Here is a 16,330-nt window from a genome sequence, read left to right as displayed (position 1 = left end):
CCTTTCACCTGACTTGAATCCGCCCCTGCGGGCGCTCCACTCTCATGAGTTGAGGTATGTCAGTACGGCGAGCACCCTACGGTGATCGCCCTCGCTCGGCGACAGCTGTAGCTTCACGAAAATACTGCTGACGTGCTTCTCGACCGCGCCGTCGCTGACCACCAGCTGTCGGGCAATAGCGGAATTGGTGCGTCCTTCCGCCATCAGGCCCAGTACCTCACGCTCACGCGGGGTGAGCCTGGCCAGCACGTCCTGCTTGCGGCTACGGCCGAGGAGCTGGGCGACCACCTCCGGGTCGAGAGCCGTTCCGCCACCCGCCACCCGCACCACGGCGTCCACGAACTCCCGCACCTCTGCCACCCGGTCCTTGAGCAGGTACCCCACGCCGGTGCTCGAACCGGCCAGCAGTTCGGTGGCGTAGCGCTCCTCCACGTACTGCGACAACACGAGCACGCCTATGCCCGGATGGGCCTTCCTGAGCTGCACGGCGGCCCGCACGCCCTCATCGGTGTGGGTTGGCGGCATCCGGACGTCGGCCACCACCACATCCGGCAGCTGCCCCTCCGCCGCGAAGTCGCCGACCGTCTCCAGCAGGGCTTCGCCGTCCCCGACACCGGCGACGACCTCGTGCCCCCGGTCGGTCAGCAACCGGGTCAGGCCCTCCCGCAGCAGCACTGAATCCTCGGCGATGACCACCCGAACCTTGTCGTCCACGACCCCGTAGCTCCCGCGTCCCTGGCCCTGCCGCTCGCCGGCACGGTCCTACCTCCAGCATCCCAGTTGCTCCCGCTCCCCACACGGGGCACCGCCGAATGGACGTGCCCCGGCCGGGACGCGGGTGTCCGGGCCGCAGCGTCGCTCAGGCGGCCCGCCACGGCAGCTCGGCGGTCACCGTGGTCCCCAAGCCCACCGGCGAGTCGAGGTCCATCACTCCGTCGACGGCGCCGAGTCGTTCGGTGAGGCCGGTGAGTCCGGTGCCGGTTGTGGTGTTGGCGCCGCCTTTGCCGTCGTCGCGGACTTGGATGAGGAGTCGTTCTTGGGTGCGCCAGATGTCGACGGTGGCGGTGTGGGCTTGGGCGTGTTTGCTGATGTTCTGGAGGAGTTCGCTGACGGTGTAGTAGGCGATGCCTTCGATGGCGGGTGCGGGGCGGGTGGTGAGGTCGACGTTGATGTGGACGGGGACGGTGCATCGGGTGGCGACGGCGGAGAGGGCGGCGTCCAGGCCGCGGTCGGTGAGGACGGCGGGGTGGATGCCGCGTGCGAGGTCGCGTAGTTCTTGGAGGGCGAGTTTCACTTCGCCGTGTGCTTCGTCGACCATGGCGGCTGCGGTGTCGGGGTCTTCGAGGAGTTTTTCTTTGGCCAGGCCGAGGCCCATGGCGAGGGCGACGAGGCGGGCTTGGGCGCCGTCGTGCAGGTCCCGTTCGATGCGGCGCAGGTCAGCGGCGGCGGTGTCCACCACCACCCCCCGGTCCGACTCCAACTCGGAAACCCGGACGGCCAGCCGGGAGGGCCCCAGCAGCCCGGTCACCATCACCCGGTCCACCTGGGTCAGTCCCCGGATGACCCAGGGCGCGATAAGCGTCAACCCCAACCCCGCCCCCGCGGTCACGGTCAGCTCCAGCGCGGAATCGAGGTAGATCCGGCGGGTGTCGTCCCCGTACAGCTGTAGCCCGGGCTCGCCCACGTAGGTCGGGAAGACCCAGTGCCACAGCGGGTACGTCAGCATGGCCCAGCCGTACGCCCAGAGCACCAGCGAGACGCAGAACGCGAAGACCGCCCACGGGAAGTGCAGGAACGAGAAGAGCAGGTGCCGCCACCCCACTCCGCTCTTCAGCATCGCGCCCATCCACCCGAGGGCCCCCGCTTTGGTCGGCCGTATCGGCTCCGGCTCCGCCACCGTCACCCCCAGCAGGGTGCGCGCCCGGGCCCGCTCCAACACGCCGAAGCCCCGGGTCATGGCCAAGGTCGCGGCGAGCACCGGTACGCCCAGGAACGTCACCAGCAGCCCGGCCCCGAGAGCCGTGAAGGCAAGGGACAAGGAGAAGAAGACCGCGCTCAGCGGCAGGCCGAGCAGCAGATAGCCGAACCCGCGCCAGGTCGCCGGCGCGAACGGCGCTCCCAGTGCCTTCGGGAGCAGGCGCGAGCCGCCTCGGCTCCGCGGCGTCGGGTGTGCCCGGTCGATGCCCATGAATCCGTCCGTTTCCGTCTCCGCCGGGGTGGTCCAAACCACCCAGAACGTCTGTGACCTGCTGTCCCGTACCAAGATGCGTCGTTCGGGCAGCCCGCGACCATCCGGCGGGTCGGTCTCCTCGGGTGGGGCTAACCCCACCCCAAGAACCCCACCTCGGCGGCCGGTGGCCTTTACCGACGGGTGCGCCCCGGCTCGGGCACCCGGTCCCGCCACGGCAACTCCGCCGTGACCGCGGTACCGCCGGCCGGCGGGGAATCCACCACGAACACTCCGTCGACGGCGCCGAGTCGTTCGGTGAGGCCGGTGAGTCCGGTGCCGGTTGTGGTGTTGGCGCCGCCTTTGCCGTCGTCGCGGACTTGGATGAGGAGTCGTTCTTGGGTGCGCCAGATGTCGACGGTGGCGGTGTGGGCTTGGGCGTGTTTGCTGATGTTCTGGAGGAGTTCGCTGACGGTGTAGTAGGCGATGCCTTCGATGGCGGGTGCGGGGCGGGTGGTGAGGTCGACGTTGATGTGGACGGGGACGGTGCATCGGGTGGCGACGGCGGAGAGGGCGGCGTCCAGGCCGCGGTCGGTGAGGACGGCGGGGTGGATGCCGCGTGCGAGGTCGCGTAGTTCTTGGAGGGCGAGTTTCACTTCGCCGTGTGCTTCGTCGACCATGGCGGCTGCGGTGTCGGGGTCTTCGAGGAGTTTTTCTTTGGCCAGGCCGAGGCCCATGGCGAGGGCGACGAGGCGGGCTTGGGCGCCGTCGTGCAGGTCCCGTTCGATGCGGCGCAGGTCAGCGGCGGCGGTGTCCACCACCACCCCCCGGTCCGACTCCAACTCGGCGATCCGCCGTTCCAAGGCGTCCGAAGGTGACAGCAGCCATCGCACCATCACCCGGTCCACCTGGGTCATCGCCCGCACCACGTAGGGCAGGAACGGCCCGGCCACGAACAGGCCGACCAGAGTTACCGTGAAGGTCAGGATCCCCCACGGCAGGCGGATCATCGCGAACAGCACCGCGCGCCAGGCCACCGGGTCCCGTAGCGCCGTCCACAACCAGGGGAAGAACCCGCCCGCCCGGCGAACCGGGAGCGGACTCGGTTCCCTGACCGTCACCCCCAGCTGGACGCGGGCACGGTACCGCTCGACCCGGGCGAACTGGCGGGCACCCAGCAAGCCGGCCGCCAACAAGGGCAGTCCGATGACCGTCACGGACAACCCACCGGAGACGGCGAGCATCACGACCGTGTAAACGAACCCGAGGACCGCCATCGGGAGGTTCACCAGGAGAGCCAGGATCTCGCGCCAGGTGTAGGCGTCGTAGGCCGGACGTACGGGCGGTGGCCCGTCCTGATCGAGTGCGCTGCTGGCACGGGTACTCGCGGTCATGGAGCTCAGCCTGCCCGGCTACCTCCACCGGCGCCATGGGGTGGCCGGGATGCGGTGAACGGGGGATAACCCCACCCTCCGTACACCAGGCCCTAGACTCCCGTCCGGAACCGATCGTGGAACACATCGTCGACAGTGGCCAAGGAGCGTGGGACGGACGTGATCGAAGCAACCGCCATGACCGTGCTCGCGGGCACCGCCGCGGACAGCGCGGGCCAAGGACCCGAGGACTACTTCGCCGGCTACTCCGTCGTCGGGCTGATCGCCGTCGTCGGAATCCTGTTCGTGGCTGTGGCCTTCAGCGCGGGCCGGCTGCTGCGGCCCGTGGTGCCCACCCCCGAGAAGCTCCTGACCTACGAATGCGGCGTCGACCCCGTGGGCGAGGGCTGGGCGCACACCCAGGTCCGCTACTACGTCTACGCCTTCCTCTACGTGATCTTCGCCGTCGACTCGATCTTCCTGTTCCCGTGGGCGACCATCTTCGCCGCGACCGGCTACGGGGCCGTCACCCTCGTCGAGATGTTCATCTTCCTGGGCTTCCTCGCTGTGGGACTGCTCTACGCATACAAGAAGGGCGTCCTCCAATGGACGTGACACCGACACCTGATCCGGCCGCGGCCACCACCCCCGAGCTGCTCCCCGAGCCGAAGCGGCTGGGGGCGCTCGCACGTCTGGCCCCCGAACCGATGAAGGTCGTCCTCAACTGGGGGCGCCGCTACAGCCTCTGGGTCTTCAACTTCGGACTCGCCTGCTGCGCCATCGAGTTCATCGCCGCGTCCATGGCGCGACACGATTTCATCCGGCTCGGTGTGATTCCCTTCGCACCCGGCCCCCGGCAGGCCGACCTCATGATCGTCTCGGGCACGGTGACGGACAAGATGGCCCCCGCCGTGAAGCGGCTGTACGAACAGATGCCGGAGCCCAAGTACGTCATCTCCTTCGGTGCCTGCTCCAACTGCGGCGGCCCGTACTGGGACTCGTACTCGGTGACCAAGGGCGTCGACCAGATCATTCCGGTGGACGTCTACGTCCCCGGCTGCCCGCCGCGACCCGAGGCCCTGCTCCAGGGCATCATCAAGCTGCAGGAGAAGATCGCCCGCGAGTCGCTCGGCGAGCGCTACGCCGCGCAGCCGTCCGTAGCGGCCCTGACCAGTCCGCTCGTCGCCGCGCCGCCCGTGCCCGCCGCCGCGGCCCCGGGCTCCGAGCCGACCACCGGGCAGGGCGGGGCGTCCGAGGGAGGCACGTCCTCATGAGCCTTTCCGCCACCCACCCCTACGACCGGCTCCCGGACGCGGTCACCGAGATCTTCGGTGCGGAAGCCACCGCGGAATCGGCCTACGACCTGCTGACGGTCGACGTCCCGGCCGGCTCGTGGATTTCGGCCCTGGAGATCGCCCGCGACAAACTCGGCTGCACCTACTTCGACTGGCTCAGCGCCGTGGACGAACCCGGAACCGGCTTCCAGGTGTGCGCCCATGTCGTCGCGTTGGAAGGACACCGGGTGCGGCGGCTGATGCTGCGCACCACGGTCCCGCACACTTCTCCCGTCCTGGCTTCGGCCGTGGACGTGTACGCGGGTGCCGCCTGGCACGAGCGGGAGACCCACGAGATGTTCGGCGTCACGTTCACCGAGCACCCGCACCTTGCACACTTGCTGCTCCCGGAGAACTTCGAGGGCCATCCGTTGCGCAAGGACTTCGTCCTCGCGGCCCGCGTCGCCAAGGCCTGGCCCGGTGCGAAGGAGCCGGGCGAGTCCGCGGACCACGGCGGCCCGAAACGTCGCCAGATGCTGCCGCCGGGAGTTCCCGACCCCAACGAGTGGGGGCCGCTCAAGGGGCAGCTGCCGCCCGCCCCCGCCCGCCCGGCCCGGGCCGCCCGCCCGGCCCGCGCGGCGGGGGAGGGAGCCCCGGCCCGGCGCAGCCGCTCGGTGTCACAGGGTTCGGCCTCACAGGCAGAGGGAGCTTCCCCGGGCACCGGGGAAGCCTCCTCCGGCATCCGACCGGTGCGGCGTTCGCGTAGCGCGGCGCAGGGTTCGGCCTCACAGGCGGGTGGTTCTCCGGTCGAGTCGGGCGGCGAGGCGAAGCCGGAAGCGGGGGCAGGGTCCGGCGCGAAGCCGGAAGCGGGCCGGGGCCCGCAGCCCCGCAAGCCCGACGCGCCCTGGCACAACCCGCGCCCGGCCTTCACCGGCGAAGACCCGGACTCCGCCGCCGCACCCGAGTCGGCCGCCGAGGCCACCCCGGGCGCGCCCAGCGCGCCCGCTGAAGAACCGGCCGTGGCCCCCCGCCCCGAGGCCGACCACCAGCCCGAAGAAGGCCCTGAGCCCGAACCCGATCCCGACCACGGAGGCGACCGGTGAACGACGTCCTCGACGTCACGCTGAGACTGCTCGTCGTCTTCGCCCTCTTCCTCGTCCTGCCCCTGCTCGTCGGTCAGACCGAGCACAAGGTCATGGCGCATATGCAGGGTCGGCTCGGCCCCATGTACGCGGGTGGCTTCCACGGGTGGGCCCAGCTCGTCGCGGACGGTGTCAAGTTCGTCCAGAAGGAAGACGTGGTTCCGGCCGACGCCGACCGCCGTGTCTTCCAACTCGCCCCCGCCGTCGCCTTGCTCCCGTACCTGCTGGTGCTCCTCGTCATCCCGGTCGGCCCCGGCGACGGCGCGGTGGGCCAGGTCATCGACGCCGGCATCTTCTTCGCCCTGGCCGTCATGGGCGTGGGGGTGCTCGGCAGCCTGATGGCCGGCTGGGCTTCCGCGAACAAGTTCTCGCTCCTCGGCGGCCTGCGCACGGCGGCGCAGCTCCTCGCCTACGAGCTGCCGATGTTGCTCGCCGCCGCCTCCGTCGCGATGGCCGCGGGGACCTTGTCCCTGCCCGGCATCGTCTCGGCCTTCGAGTGGTGGTGGTTGCCGTGGCAGATCATCGGCGGGCTCGTCTTCTTCACCGCCGGCCTCGCCGAACTCCAGCGCCCCCCCTTCGACATGCCCGTCGCCGACTCGGAGATCATCTTCGGCGCGTACACCGAGTACACCGGCCTGCGCTTCGCGTTGTTCCTGCTCGCCGAGTACGCCGGCATCGTCGTGTTGTGCGGGCTGACCACGGTGCTGTTCCTGGGGGGCTGGCACGGGCCGTTCGGGGCCGACGGCTTCGGCTGGGTCTGGACGCTGCTCAAGACGGCCTTCCTCGCCTTCGGGGTCATCTGGCTACGGGTCAGCTATCCCCGGCTGCGCGAGGACCAGCTCCAAGAGCTCGCCTGGACCGTGCTCATCCCGCTCGCACTCGCGCAGATCGCGCTCACCGGCATCGTGAAGGTGGCGATCCAGTAATGCCCATGCCCGGATCCGGCCTCGCCAAGGGCCTCGCCGTCACGCTGCGCACGATGACGAAACGCTCCCACACCGCCCAGTACCCCGATGTCCAGCCCGAACTACCACCCCGCAGCCGCGGGGTGATCGGCCTGTTCGAGGAGAACTGCACCGTCTGCATGCTCTGTGCGCGCGAGTGCCCGGACTGGTGCATCTACATCGACTCGCACAAGGAGACGGTGCCCGCATCGACGCCCGGCGGTCGCGAGCGGAGCCGAAACGTCCTCGATCGTTTCGCCATCGACTTCTCCCTGTGCATGTACTGCGGCATCTGTATCGAGGTCTGCCCCTTCGACGCCCTCTTCTGGTCACCGGAGTTCGAGTACGCGGAGACGGACATCCACGAGCTCACCCACGAGCGCGACAAGCTCCGCGAATGGATGTGGACCGTGCCGGCCCCGCCCGCCCTCGACCCCAACGCCGAGGAGCCGAAGGAGATCGCGGCAGCCCGCAAAGCAGCCGACAAGGTGGAAGCGGAACGGCGGGCTGCGGAAGCCGCCCCCCGGGCCGCAGCCGACGCCGCTTCGGAAGCGACCGACACCACGCAGACCGAGGGAGACGCGTGAGCGCCGCGACACACCTGGCCGCCGCAGCGGGTCATCCCGGATTCCTTTCCCCGACCGGCGTCGAGATCGCCTTCCTCCTCGTCGGGCTCACCACCCTCGGTGCGGCCCTCATCACCGTGACCACCAAGCAGCTGGTGCACGCCGCGCTGTGGCTGGTGGTCGCCCTCGGCGGGCTCGCCGTCGAGTACCTGCTCCTGACCGCGGAGTTCATCGCCTGGGTGCAGGTGCTGATCTACGTCGGTTCCGTGGTGGTCCTCCTCCTCTTCGGGCTGATGCTCACCCGGGCGCCCATCGGCCGTTCACCGGACGCCGACTCCGGCAACCGGTGGGTCGCCCTCGCCGTGGCAGTCACCGCAGCCGGGGCTCTGCTCTGGGTGGTCGTCGACGCCTTCCGCACCACCTGGATCGACCTGAAAGGCGCCGCCCAGGGCTCGACCAGAGTGACCGGGGAGATGCTCTTCCAGTACTGGGTGCTGCCCTTCGAGGCGCTCTCCGTCCTGCTGTTGGCCGCGCTGGTCGGCGCCATCGTGATCTCCCGCAAGGACAAGGTCGCCGATGCCGAAGGGGCCGCCCGCCGGTCGAGCACCAAGGAGCAGAGCTGATGCACCTCGCCTATCCCGCCGTGCTCGCGGCCCTCCTCTTCGCCACGGGTCTGTACGGCGTCCTCGCCCGGCGCAACGCCATCTTGGTGTTGATGTCCGTGGAACTGATGCTCAACGCGGTCAACTTGAACCTCGTCGCCTTCGACGTCTGGTTGCGCGACACCCTGCACGCCGGTCAGGCGCTGACCCTCTTCACCATCGCCATCGCCGCCGCCGAGATCGGCATCGGCCTGGCCATCGTGCTGATGGTCTACCGCAACCGGGGCACCGCCGACATCGACAAACTGCGGGACAACGCCGAAAGCGCCCGCTCCGCCCAGCGCGATCAGCCCGATGCCACCGCCGAGACCGAGGTCGCCGCGTGACCACCACGACCCTCGCCGCCCTCGTTCCGCTGCTGCCCTTCCTCGGCGCGGTCGCGGGGCTCCTCCTCGGCCGCACGGCCCCCGGATTCGTCCGGCCGCTGGCGGTCCTGCCCACCCTGGCCGCGGCCGGCCTGACCGTCCTGGTCGCCGTACGCCAGGGGGGCGGCAAACCCATCGTCGCCGCGACCGAACTGACACCGACCGGATCCGTGCCGATCGACCTGGCGCTCTACCTGGACGGCTTCGCCGTCCTGGTGGCGGTCCTGGTCGCAGTGGTCGCCACCTGCGTGCAGGTCTACTCCACGGCTTACCTGTGCGAAGACTCCCGCTACCCCTCCTACGCCGCGCTGGTCTCACTGTTCACCTCCGCCATGCTGCTCGTCGTGTACTCCGGCGACCTCATGGTGCTGCTGGTCGGCTGGGAGGTCATGGGCATCTGTTCCTACTTCCTGGTCGGCCACTACTGGGAGACCGAGGCCGCCCGCGCCGCCTCCCTCAAGGCCTTCCTGGTCACCAAGTTGGGCGACGTCCCCTTCCTCTTCGGTCTGTTCGCGCTGGCCGTCGACGCGGGTTCGTTCCGGATCACCAAGATCCTCGGAGCCGTGGCCACCGGCGGGCTCGACCACCCGACGCTGATCGCACTACTGCTCCTCGCCGGAGTCGCGGGCAAGTCGGCCCAGTTCCCCCTGCACACCTGGCTCCCCGATGCCATGGCCGGCCCCACACCGGTCTCCGCCCTGATCCACGCCGCGACGATGGTCGCGGCCGGCGTCTACTTCGTGGCCCGACTCCTGCCGGTCTTCGCCGCCTCAGCAGCCGCACTGGTCGTGATGGCCGTGATGGCGGCCGTGACGATGATCGGATCCGCCCTCGCCGCCCTGGCCCAGGACGACATCAAGCGGGTGCTGGCCTATTCGACGATCGGTCAGCTCGGCTACATGACCGGAGCCCTGGCCGTCGGGGACCGGGGCGCCGCGGTCTTCCACCTCATCTCCCACGGTGCCTTCAAGGCCCTGCTCTTCCTGGGAGCCGGCGTGATCATCCATGCCGCGGGAACGAACTCCCTCGCCGCCATGTCCGGGATGAGCGGCCTGGCCCGGCGCATCCCCGACGCCTTCTGGACGATGACGATCGCGCTCCTCGCGCTCGTCGCGATCCCTCCGTTCGCCGGCTTCTTCTCCAAGGAGTCCGTCCTTGTCGCCGCGGAGCAGACCGCCGAAGGCCACTCCGCCTTCGCGCCGCAGGCCGCCGGCTGGACCGTGTTGGTCGCCGGGGTGCTCACCGCGCTGCTCACGGCCGCCTATGCGACCCGACTGTGGCTGCTGACCTTCCGGGGGCGCGGCGAGCCGGCGCCCGAGCACGCCAGGCAACCGCTGGCCATGACCGGAGTGCTGTGGCTGCTCGCCCTCCCGACGCTCGGGCTCGGTCTGGTCGCCGTCCCGATCGCCGACTGGTTCGACGGCCACCAGTTGACCCCGACCCCGGCCACCTCGCTGTTGGGCACCGGCGCCGCCGTCATCGGCGCCCTGCTCACCTACGGCCTGTGGCAGCGGGCCCGAACCACCGGCATCGAAGAGCCGGGAGCTGGCGCCGACCCGAGTAGGGCCCTCCTCGGCCCGCTGTACCCACATGCCGCGGACGCCTTCCACCTCGACGCGGTCTATGACTGCCTCTTCGTACGCCCCGTCCGCGGCGCGGCCACGCTGGTCCGCTTCCTGGACCGCGAAGTCGTCGACACCTACGTGCGCGGTGCCGCCGCCGCCCCCCGCCTGCTCGGCGCGCTGGCCCGCCGGGCCCAGACCGGCAACGTGCAGAGCTACCTGGGCGCCCTGCTCGCAGGATCCGTGGTCCTGGCTGTCGCCGTCGCCGTCCTTGCCAACGTCAACGCCGGATCGTGAGCCGTGATTGATATCAGCGCATCCGTGATGCAGTTCCTTCTGGCGTTCACCGTCGCGATCCCGCTCCTCGGAGCCGTCGCAGCCCTGCTCCCGGCCCCGCCGGGGCTCAGGGGCCGCAGCCCCGAGCAAGCGGTCCTCCGCCACGCCGTCGTCGTCACTGGCGCGGTGCTGGCCGCCGCCCTCGCCCTCGCCCTGGGTTTCGACCACGAGGCGCCCTCGACCTTCCAGGCGACGACGGACATCTCCTGGATCCGCTCGCTCGGCGTGCGCATCCATCTCGGTGTCGACGGCATCTCGCTCCCCCTCCTCGTGATGACCGCGCTGCTGTTCTTCCTGTGCGCGCTCTACTCGTACTTCAAGCCCCCCGCGGGCCCCTCCGCGAAGGCCTTCGTCGCCCTGCTGCTCGTCCTGGAATCCGGCACCCTCGCGACCTTCGCCGTCCTCGACCTGCTGCTGTTCTTCCTGGCCTTCGAGATGGTGCTCATCCCCATGTACTTCCTGATCGCCCGCTGGGGCGGTGGTCAGCGGCAGAACGCCGCCTGGAAGTTCATCCTCTACACGCTGCTCGGATCCGTGGTCATGCTGCTGGGCCTGCTCCTCATCGGGCTCAGCGCAGGCACATTCGACATGGTGGCACTGGCCACTGACAACGGCCGTGGACTGTCCCACACCACCCAGCTCCTGGCCGTTCTCGCCATCGGCATCGGCCTGGCGGTGAAGACCCCGATGTGGCCGCTGCACAGCTGGCTCCCGGACGCGCACACCGCGGCCCCGACCGTCGGTTCGGTGCTGCTGGCCGGCGTCCTGCTGAAGATGGGCACCTACGGGTTCGTCCGCATCCTGCTTCCGGTGGCACCCGGCGGAATGCAGACCTTCGCGCCCTACCTCGCGGCGTTCGCCGTCATCGGCATCCTCTACGGTTCGCTCGCCTGTCTCGCCCTCGCCAGGAAGGGTGCCAGGGGCGACCTCAAGAGACTCATCGCCTACTCCTCCGTCGGCCACATGGGCTTCGTGCTGCTGGGCATCGCCACGATGACGCCCACCGGCGTCAACGGCGCGCTCTTCGCCAACATCGCGCACGGCCTGATCACCGGCCTGTTGTTCTTCCTCGTCGGCGCGCTCAAGGACCGCTACGGAACCAGCGACCTCGACACCCTGGCAGGCGCCACGGGCGCGGCGCTCTACGGTCGGGCCCCGCGCCTGGGAGCACTGCTGGCCTTCGCCGCGGTCGCCTCGCTGGGGTTGCCGGGACTCGCCGGGTTCTGGGGAGAGATGCTCGCCCTGTTCGCCGCCTTCGACCCGGCCGCGGGGCTCAGCCGACCGGCGTTCTTGACCTTCATGGTGATCGGGGGCTTCGGCACTCTCCTCACCGCCGCCTACCTGCTGATCGTCGTCCGGAGGGTGTGCATGGGTGAGCACCTCGCAGCGGACCCGGAGGCCGAACCTTCGGCCACCCCCGACGAGGTACCGGCGCCGCTCGCCGACCTCGCACCGTACGAGTTCGCGGCCTGGACGCCCCTGGTCGGCCTCACCCTCCTCGCCGGCTTGTGGCCCGCGGTCCTCCTCGGCCTGACCGACCCGGCCGTCCAGAAGCTCCTCGCAGGAGGCAACTCATGACGGCTTCGCCGGCCGCCCCCGTTTCGTCGACCGTGACCAGCCTGGTCCAGAACGTCGACTGGCTCGCGATCGCCCCACCGGTCATCGTGGCGGTGGTCGCCCTCGTGGTCCTCGTCGCGGACCTCTTCACCAAGGAGCGCAACAAGCCGCTCCTCGGGTGGATCTCCGTGGCCGGCCTGGCCGCGGCGACGCTCGCCCTGCTGCCCCTGCGGGCCGGTGACCGCACCACCTTCTGTGTGGTCGGCGCCCCGGAGTGCAGTTACACCGCCGACCACTTCGCGCTCACGGTGCAGTTCCTGGTCCTGGGCGGAGCCCTGTTGACCGCCCTGATGTCCATCACGGGGGTCAAGGAGGCGGGCCTTCCGGCGGGGGAGTACTGGTTCTTGCTGCTGTCCTCAGCGGCCGGTGCGGCCCTGCTTCCCGCCGCCCGCGACCTGGCGACCCTCGTCGTCGCCCTGGAGGTCGCCTCCCTGCCGGCCTTCGCGCTCGTCGGCATCCGCAGGGGCGACCGGCGCTCTTCGGAAGCGGCACTGAAGTTCTTCCTCTCCTCGGTCACCGCCACCGCCGTTTCACTGCTTGGCGTCAGCTTCGTCTACGCCACGACCGGCAGCCTCCACTTCGTGCGGATCGCGGAGGGACTGGAGGAGGTGCCAGGGCAGTTGGACACCCTGGCCGTCGTGGGCGTCGCGCTCACCTTGGTCGGCTTCGCCTTCAAGACCGCGGCCGTTCCCTTCCACTTCTGGGTGCCCGACACCTATGTCGGGGCGCCGCTGCCCATCGCCGGGTACCTCTCGGTGATCGGGAAGGCGGTCGGTTTCACGGGACTGATCCTGGTCACCGTGCTCGCCTTCCCCAACTACTTCGAGGTGTGGGGAGCGGCCCTGGCGGTGCTCGCCGCCCTGACCATGACCATCGGCAACGCCGCCGCCCTGCGCCAGTCACCCGAGCGCCCGCACAGCGCCGTACGCCTGCTCGCCTGGTCCTCTGTGGGCCAGGCCGGTTACCTGCTGGTCCCGATCGCCGCCGCCGCGTACTCCGACCGGGACCAGATCGGGGCCACGATCTCCTACGCCCTGATGTACGCGGTGGTGAACCTCGGAGCCTTCGCGGTGGTCGCCCTGGTGGCGCGGAGCCGACCGTCCAACCGCATCGAGGACTACCGCGGTCTGTACCGGGAGCACCCCTTCGCCGCCCTGTCGATGGCCTTCTTCCTGCTCTGCCTGGCCGGCCTGCCGCCGGGCATCATCGGCCTGTTCGCGAAGGTCGTGGTGTTCCGTTCGGCCGTGGAGGCGGGCTTGGCCTGGCTTGCCGTCCTGATGGCCGTGAACGTCGTGATCGCCCTCTTCTACTACCTCCGCTGGACGGCGCTGCTCTTCAAAGTCCCGACGGACACGACGGACGGGGTACCAGTGGACGCGGCGGAAGCCATGGCGCCGATCCGCCGCCCCGGCCCGGTCACGGCTGCGCTGGCTCTCGCGGCGTGCGCCGCGGTGGTCCTCTCCGGCGCCCCGCAGATCGTGCTGCGCTTCGCGAGCGGCAGCCTCTTCCAGTAGTCGAGATCCCCCGAACGGAGCAGCGCCCGGCCCTTCGGGGGCGGGGCCGCAGCCGGGAACCAGGACCTCCCGCCTGGCGTTGACCAGGTAGGGAGGGTCCACTGGAGCGAGGAAGACCCTCGCCAAGGGTTCCCCTGCTGCACCATTTGGAGGGCGTACCGTGCACCGCCGGCACAACGGGCTCAAGACCGCCGTACTCCTCGGTGGTCTGTCCGCATTGATCATCGTCATAGGCAGCTTCTTCGGGCGTACCGGCCTGATCGTCGCCGTCCTCGTGGCCCTGGGCACCAACGCGTACGCGTACTGGAACAGCGACAAACTGGCTCTACGCGCGATGCGCGCCCGCCCGGTCAGCGAGTTCGAGGCGCCCGCGCTCTACCGGATGGTGCGTGAGCTGTCCACGTCCGCCCGTCAGCCCATGCCCCGGTTGTACATCTCCCCCACGGCCGCGCCCAACGCGTTCGCCACCGGCCGCAATCCGCGCAACGCGGCGGTCTGCTGCACGGAGGGGATCTTGCGGATACTCGACGAACGCGAGCTGCGAGGCGTCATCGGCCACGAGCTGAGCCACGTCTACAACCGTGACATCCTGATCTCATCGGTGGCCGGAGCGCTGGCCTCCGTGATCATGTTCCTGGTCAACTTCGCCTGGTTGATCCCGATCGGTCGCTCCAGCGACGACGAGGGGCCCGGGCTCCTGGGCATGCTGTTGATCCTGATCCTCGGGCCGCTGGCCGCGTCCGTCATCCAGCTGGCGATCAGCCGCTCGCGCGAGTACGAGGCCGACGCCTCCGGGGCCCAGCTGACGGGCGACCCGCTCGCTCTGGCGAGCGCACTGCGCAAGCTCGAAGCTGGCACCAAGCAGCTTCCACTGCCGCCGGAGCCACGCATCGAGACCGCCAGTCACATGATGATCGCTAACCCCTTCCGCCCGGGCGAGGGCCTTTCGAAGATGTTCTCCACCCATCCACCCATGGCCGAGCGGATCGCCCGGCTCGAACAGATGGCAGGCCACCGACCGTGAAGACGATCCTCAACATCATCTGGCTGGTCCTCAGCGGGTTCTGGCTCTTCCTGGGCTACTGCCTGGCGGGCCTGGTCCTGTGCATCACCATCATCGGAATCCCGTTCGGCATAGCCGCGTTCCGCATCGCCCTCTACGCCCTCTGGCCCTTCGGCTACACCACGGTCGAGCGCCACGACGCGGGCGCTCCCTCCTGCGTGGGCAACGTCCTTTGGCTGTTGCTGGCCGGATGGTGGCTGGCGCTGGGGCACATCGCCACCGGCATCGCCCTGTGCATCACCATCATCGGGATCCCGTTCGGCATCGCCAACTTCAAGATGATCCCGATCTCGCTGTTCCCGCTGGGCCGCGAAATCGTCCCCACCGACGCCCCCTTCGCGACCCGCTGACCGCCCGCTCAGACTCCGCCGGCTGTCGACCTCCGAGCCCAGCGCCCCCGTCAGCGGGGTCGGTGGCGACGGACGCCCGCCGGAGTCCGAGCGGGCCGACAGGCGATCGCGCCTCACCCCCCGTGGCGGTCTCCGACCGAGGCCTCGCGCAGCCGCCGCGCCCCGTAGACGGCTACGCCCACCGACAGCACCGCAGTTCCCGCCACCACCGAGGACAGCGGCAGCGCGAAAGCCAGCACCAGGCAGCCGGACAACCCCAGAGCCGCCATGGCCCGGCCCCTGACACCTGAGTCGAGCGTCCACGCAGATGCGTTCGCGACCGCGTAGTAGACCAACACGGCGAAGGAGGAGAACCCGATCGCGCCGCGCAGGTCCACAGTGGCGGCCAGCAGTGCGACGACGGCACCCACGGCGAGCTCGGCATGGTGCGGAACTTCGAAGCGGGGGTGGACCGCCGCCAGGCCCCGCGGCAGGTGGCCGTCACGGGCCAACGCCAGAACCGTCCTGGACACGCCGAGGACCAGAGCGAGCAGGGACCCCAGCGCGGCCACGGCCGCACCCACCCGGACCACCGGTACCCAGCCGGGTGACCCCGCGGCCCGCACGGCGTCGACCAGCGGCGCTGGCGCCCCGGCGAGGGCCCCCGCCCCGAGTACGCAGAGCACGGCGACGGCGACCGCCCCGTACACCACCAGCGCGATGCCCAGCGCCAGCGGCACCGCCCGCGGAATCGTGCGCGCCGGGTCGCGCACCTCCTCGCCCAGCGTCGCGATCCGCGCATACCCGGCGAAGGCGAAGAACAGTAGCGCCGCAGCTTGCAGGAATCCGCCCGAGCCCACCGCGACCCCCGCCTCGGGGCCGGCGGCCAGGTTTCCCGCGTCGGCGGCCGACGAGGTCAGACATACCGTCACCACCGCCGCCAGCACTGCCAGTACCGCCGCCACGATGGCACGGGTCACCCGGGCCGACTTCTGTACGCCCCCGTAGTTCACCGCCGTAAGAGCCACCACCGAGGCCACCGCCACCGCATGTGCCTGCCGCGGCCAGGCGTAGGCACCCACGGTCAGTGCCATCGCCGCGCAGGACGCGGTCTTCCCGACCACGAACCCCCAACCCGCCAGGTAGCCCCAGAACGGTCCGAGTCGCTCCCGTCCGTACACGTACGTACCGCCGGAAGCCGGATAGCGCACGGCCAGTCGGGCCGAGGCCATCGCATTGAAGTAGGCCACCGCGCCGGCCGCCAACAGTGCCGCAAGCAGCCCGGGAGCAGTGCCGGCGGCCCGCGCCGCGGGCCCGAGCGCGGCGAAGATGCCGGCTCCCACCATGGCGCCCAGCCCGACCAGCACCGCATCACTTACACCCAGGCTTCGCCGCAACTCCGTCACGATCAGGCAG

The 16,330-nt window shown here is 70.2% G+C and carries 16 protein-coding genes; 12 read left to right on the top strand and 4 right to left on the bottom strand.

The window, feature by feature from the left end; all coding sequences use genetic code 11:
* Positions 1–42 precede the first annotated feature (42 nt).
* The 3 genes from ACFYMC_RS14675 to ACFYMC_RS14665 all read right to left on the bottom strand — a co-directional run bounded on the left by ACFYMC_RS14675 (position 43) and on the right by ACFYMC_RS14665 (position 3,561).
* The gene (locus tag ACFYMC_RS14675; protein WP_388523998.1) at positions 43–714 is read right to left on the bottom strand and encodes a response regulator; all 672 of its coding nucleotides are present in this window, start codon (positions 712–714) and stop codon (positions 43–45) included.
* A gap of 145 nt (positions 715–859) precedes the next feature.
* Complete coding sequence (locus ACFYMC_RS14670; RefSeq protein ID WP_388524130.1) at positions 860–2,188, bottom strand: sensor histidine kinase; 1,329 nt, start codon at positions 2,186–2,188, stop codon at positions 860–862.
* A 173-nt stretch (positions 2,189–2,361) separates the two neighbouring features.
* Positions 2,362–3,561 (bottom strand): sensor histidine kinase, encoded by a 1,200-nt coding sequence (locus tag ACFYMC_RS14665; RefSeq protein ID WP_388523995.1) that lies wholly within the window; start codon positions 3,559–3,561, stop codon positions 2,362–2,364.
* A 177-nt stretch (positions 3,562–3,738) separates the two neighbouring features.
* Here ACFYMC_RS14665 and ACFYMC_RS14660 point away from each other — a divergent pair, with 177 nt between their 5' ends.
* From ACFYMC_RS14660 to ACFYMC_RS14605, 12 genes are all read left to right on the top strand, one after another.
* The gene (locus ACFYMC_RS14660) at positions 3,739–4,155 is read left to right on the top strand and encodes an NADH-quinone oxidoreductase subunit A (protein WP_388524127.1); all 417 of its coding nucleotides are present in this window, start codon (positions 3,739–3,741) and stop codon (positions 4,153–4,155) included.
* Positions 4,146–4,814 carry an NADH-quinone oxidoreductase subunit B gene (locus tag ACFYMC_RS14655; protein ID WP_388523992.1) on the top strand — a complete coding sequence of 223 codons (669 nt, stop codon included), beginning with the start codon at positions 4,146–4,148 and terminating at the stop codon, positions 4,812–4,814. Before ACFYMC_RS14660 ends, ACFYMC_RS14655 begins: the two co-directional genes overlap by 10 nt.
* Positions 4,811–5,917 carry an NADH-quinone oxidoreductase subunit C gene (locus tag ACFYMC_RS14650; protein WP_388523989.1) on the top strand — a complete coding sequence of 369 codons (1,107 nt, stop codon included), beginning with the start codon at positions 4,811–4,813 and terminating at the stop codon, positions 5,915–5,917. The genes ACFYMC_RS14655 and ACFYMC_RS14650 overlap by 4 nt, the downstream gene beginning before the upstream one ends.
* Positions 5,914–6,882 carry an NADH-quinone oxidoreductase subunit H gene (locus tag ACFYMC_RS14645; protein ID WP_388523986.1) on the top strand — a complete coding sequence of 323 codons (969 nt, stop codon included), beginning with the start codon at positions 5,914–5,916 and terminating at the stop codon, positions 6,880–6,882. The genes ACFYMC_RS14650 and ACFYMC_RS14645 overlap by 4 nt, the downstream gene beginning before the upstream one ends.
* Positions 6,882–7,487 (top strand): NuoI/complex I 23 kDa subunit family protein, encoded by a 606-nt coding sequence (locus ACFYMC_RS14640; RefSeq protein WP_388523983.1) that lies wholly within the window; start codon positions 6,882–6,884, stop codon positions 7,485–7,487. The genes ACFYMC_RS14645 and ACFYMC_RS14640 overlap by 1 nt, the downstream gene beginning before the upstream one ends.
* The gene (locus ACFYMC_RS14635) at positions 7,484–8,089 is read left to right on the top strand and encodes an NADH-quinone oxidoreductase subunit J (RefSeq protein WP_388523981.1); all 606 of its coding nucleotides are present in this window, start codon (positions 7,484–7,486) and stop codon (positions 8,087–8,089) included. Before ACFYMC_RS14640 ends, ACFYMC_RS14635 begins: the two co-directional genes overlap by 4 nt.
* On the top strand, positions 8,089–8,454 hold the full coding sequence (gene nuoK / locus ACFYMC_RS14630) for an NADH-quinone oxidoreductase subunit NuoK (RefSeq protein ID WP_388523977.1): 366 nt from the start codon (positions 8,089–8,091) through the stop codon (positions 8,452–8,454). Before ACFYMC_RS14635 ends, nuoK begins: the two co-directional genes overlap by 1 nt.
* On the top strand, positions 8,451–10,352 hold the full coding sequence (locus tag ACFYMC_RS14625; protein WP_388523974.1) for an NADH-quinone oxidoreductase subunit L: 1,902 nt from the start codon (positions 8,451–8,453) through the stop codon (positions 10,350–10,352). The genes nuoK and ACFYMC_RS14625 overlap by 4 nt, the downstream gene beginning before the upstream one ends.
* 27 nt (positions 10,353–10,379) lie before the next feature.
* On the top strand, positions 10,380–11,969 hold the full coding sequence (locus ACFYMC_RS14620) for a NuoM family protein (protein ID WP_388524125.1): 1,590 nt from the start codon (positions 10,380–10,382) through the stop codon (positions 11,967–11,969).
* Positions 11,966–13,522 carry an NADH-quinone oxidoreductase subunit N gene (locus ACFYMC_RS14615; RefSeq protein WP_388523971.1) on the top strand — a complete coding sequence of 519 codons (1,557 nt, stop codon included), beginning with the start codon at positions 11,966–11,968 and terminating at the stop codon, positions 13,520–13,522. The genes ACFYMC_RS14620 and ACFYMC_RS14615 overlap by 4 nt, the downstream gene beginning before the upstream one ends.
* Positions 13,523–13,682: 160 nt before the next feature.
* Positions 13,683–14,546, top strand: coding sequence for a zinc metalloprotease HtpX (gene htpX, locus ACFYMC_RS14610; RefSeq protein ID WP_388523968.1), 864 nt, complete (start codon positions 13,683–13,685; stop codon positions 14,544–14,546).
* Positions 14,543–14,935, top strand: coding sequence for a YccF domain-containing protein (locus tag ACFYMC_RS14605; protein ID WP_388523965.1), 393 nt, complete (start codon positions 14,543–14,545; stop codon positions 14,933–14,935). Before htpX ends, ACFYMC_RS14605 begins: the two co-directional genes overlap by 4 nt.
* A gap of 113 nt (positions 14,936–15,048) precedes the next feature.
* On the opposite strand, the gene ACFYMC_RS14600 is transcribed toward ACFYMC_RS14605, so the two are convergent.
* Positions 15,049–16,323, bottom strand: coding sequence for an APC family permease (locus ACFYMC_RS14600; protein ID WP_388524122.1), 1,275 nt, complete (start codon positions 16,321–16,323; stop codon positions 15,049–15,051).
* Positions 16,324–16,330: the final 7 nt, after the last annotated feature.

It is taken from the genome of Streptomyces sp. NPDC006879 (assembly GCF_042869595.1).
Classification (GTDB): domain Bacteria; phylum Actinomycetota; class Actinomycetes; order Streptomycetales; family Streptomycetaceae; genus Streptomyces.
The sequence above is the reverse complement of the archived record's forward strand: the minus strand, read 5'-3'. Positions and strand labels throughout refer to the sequence as shown.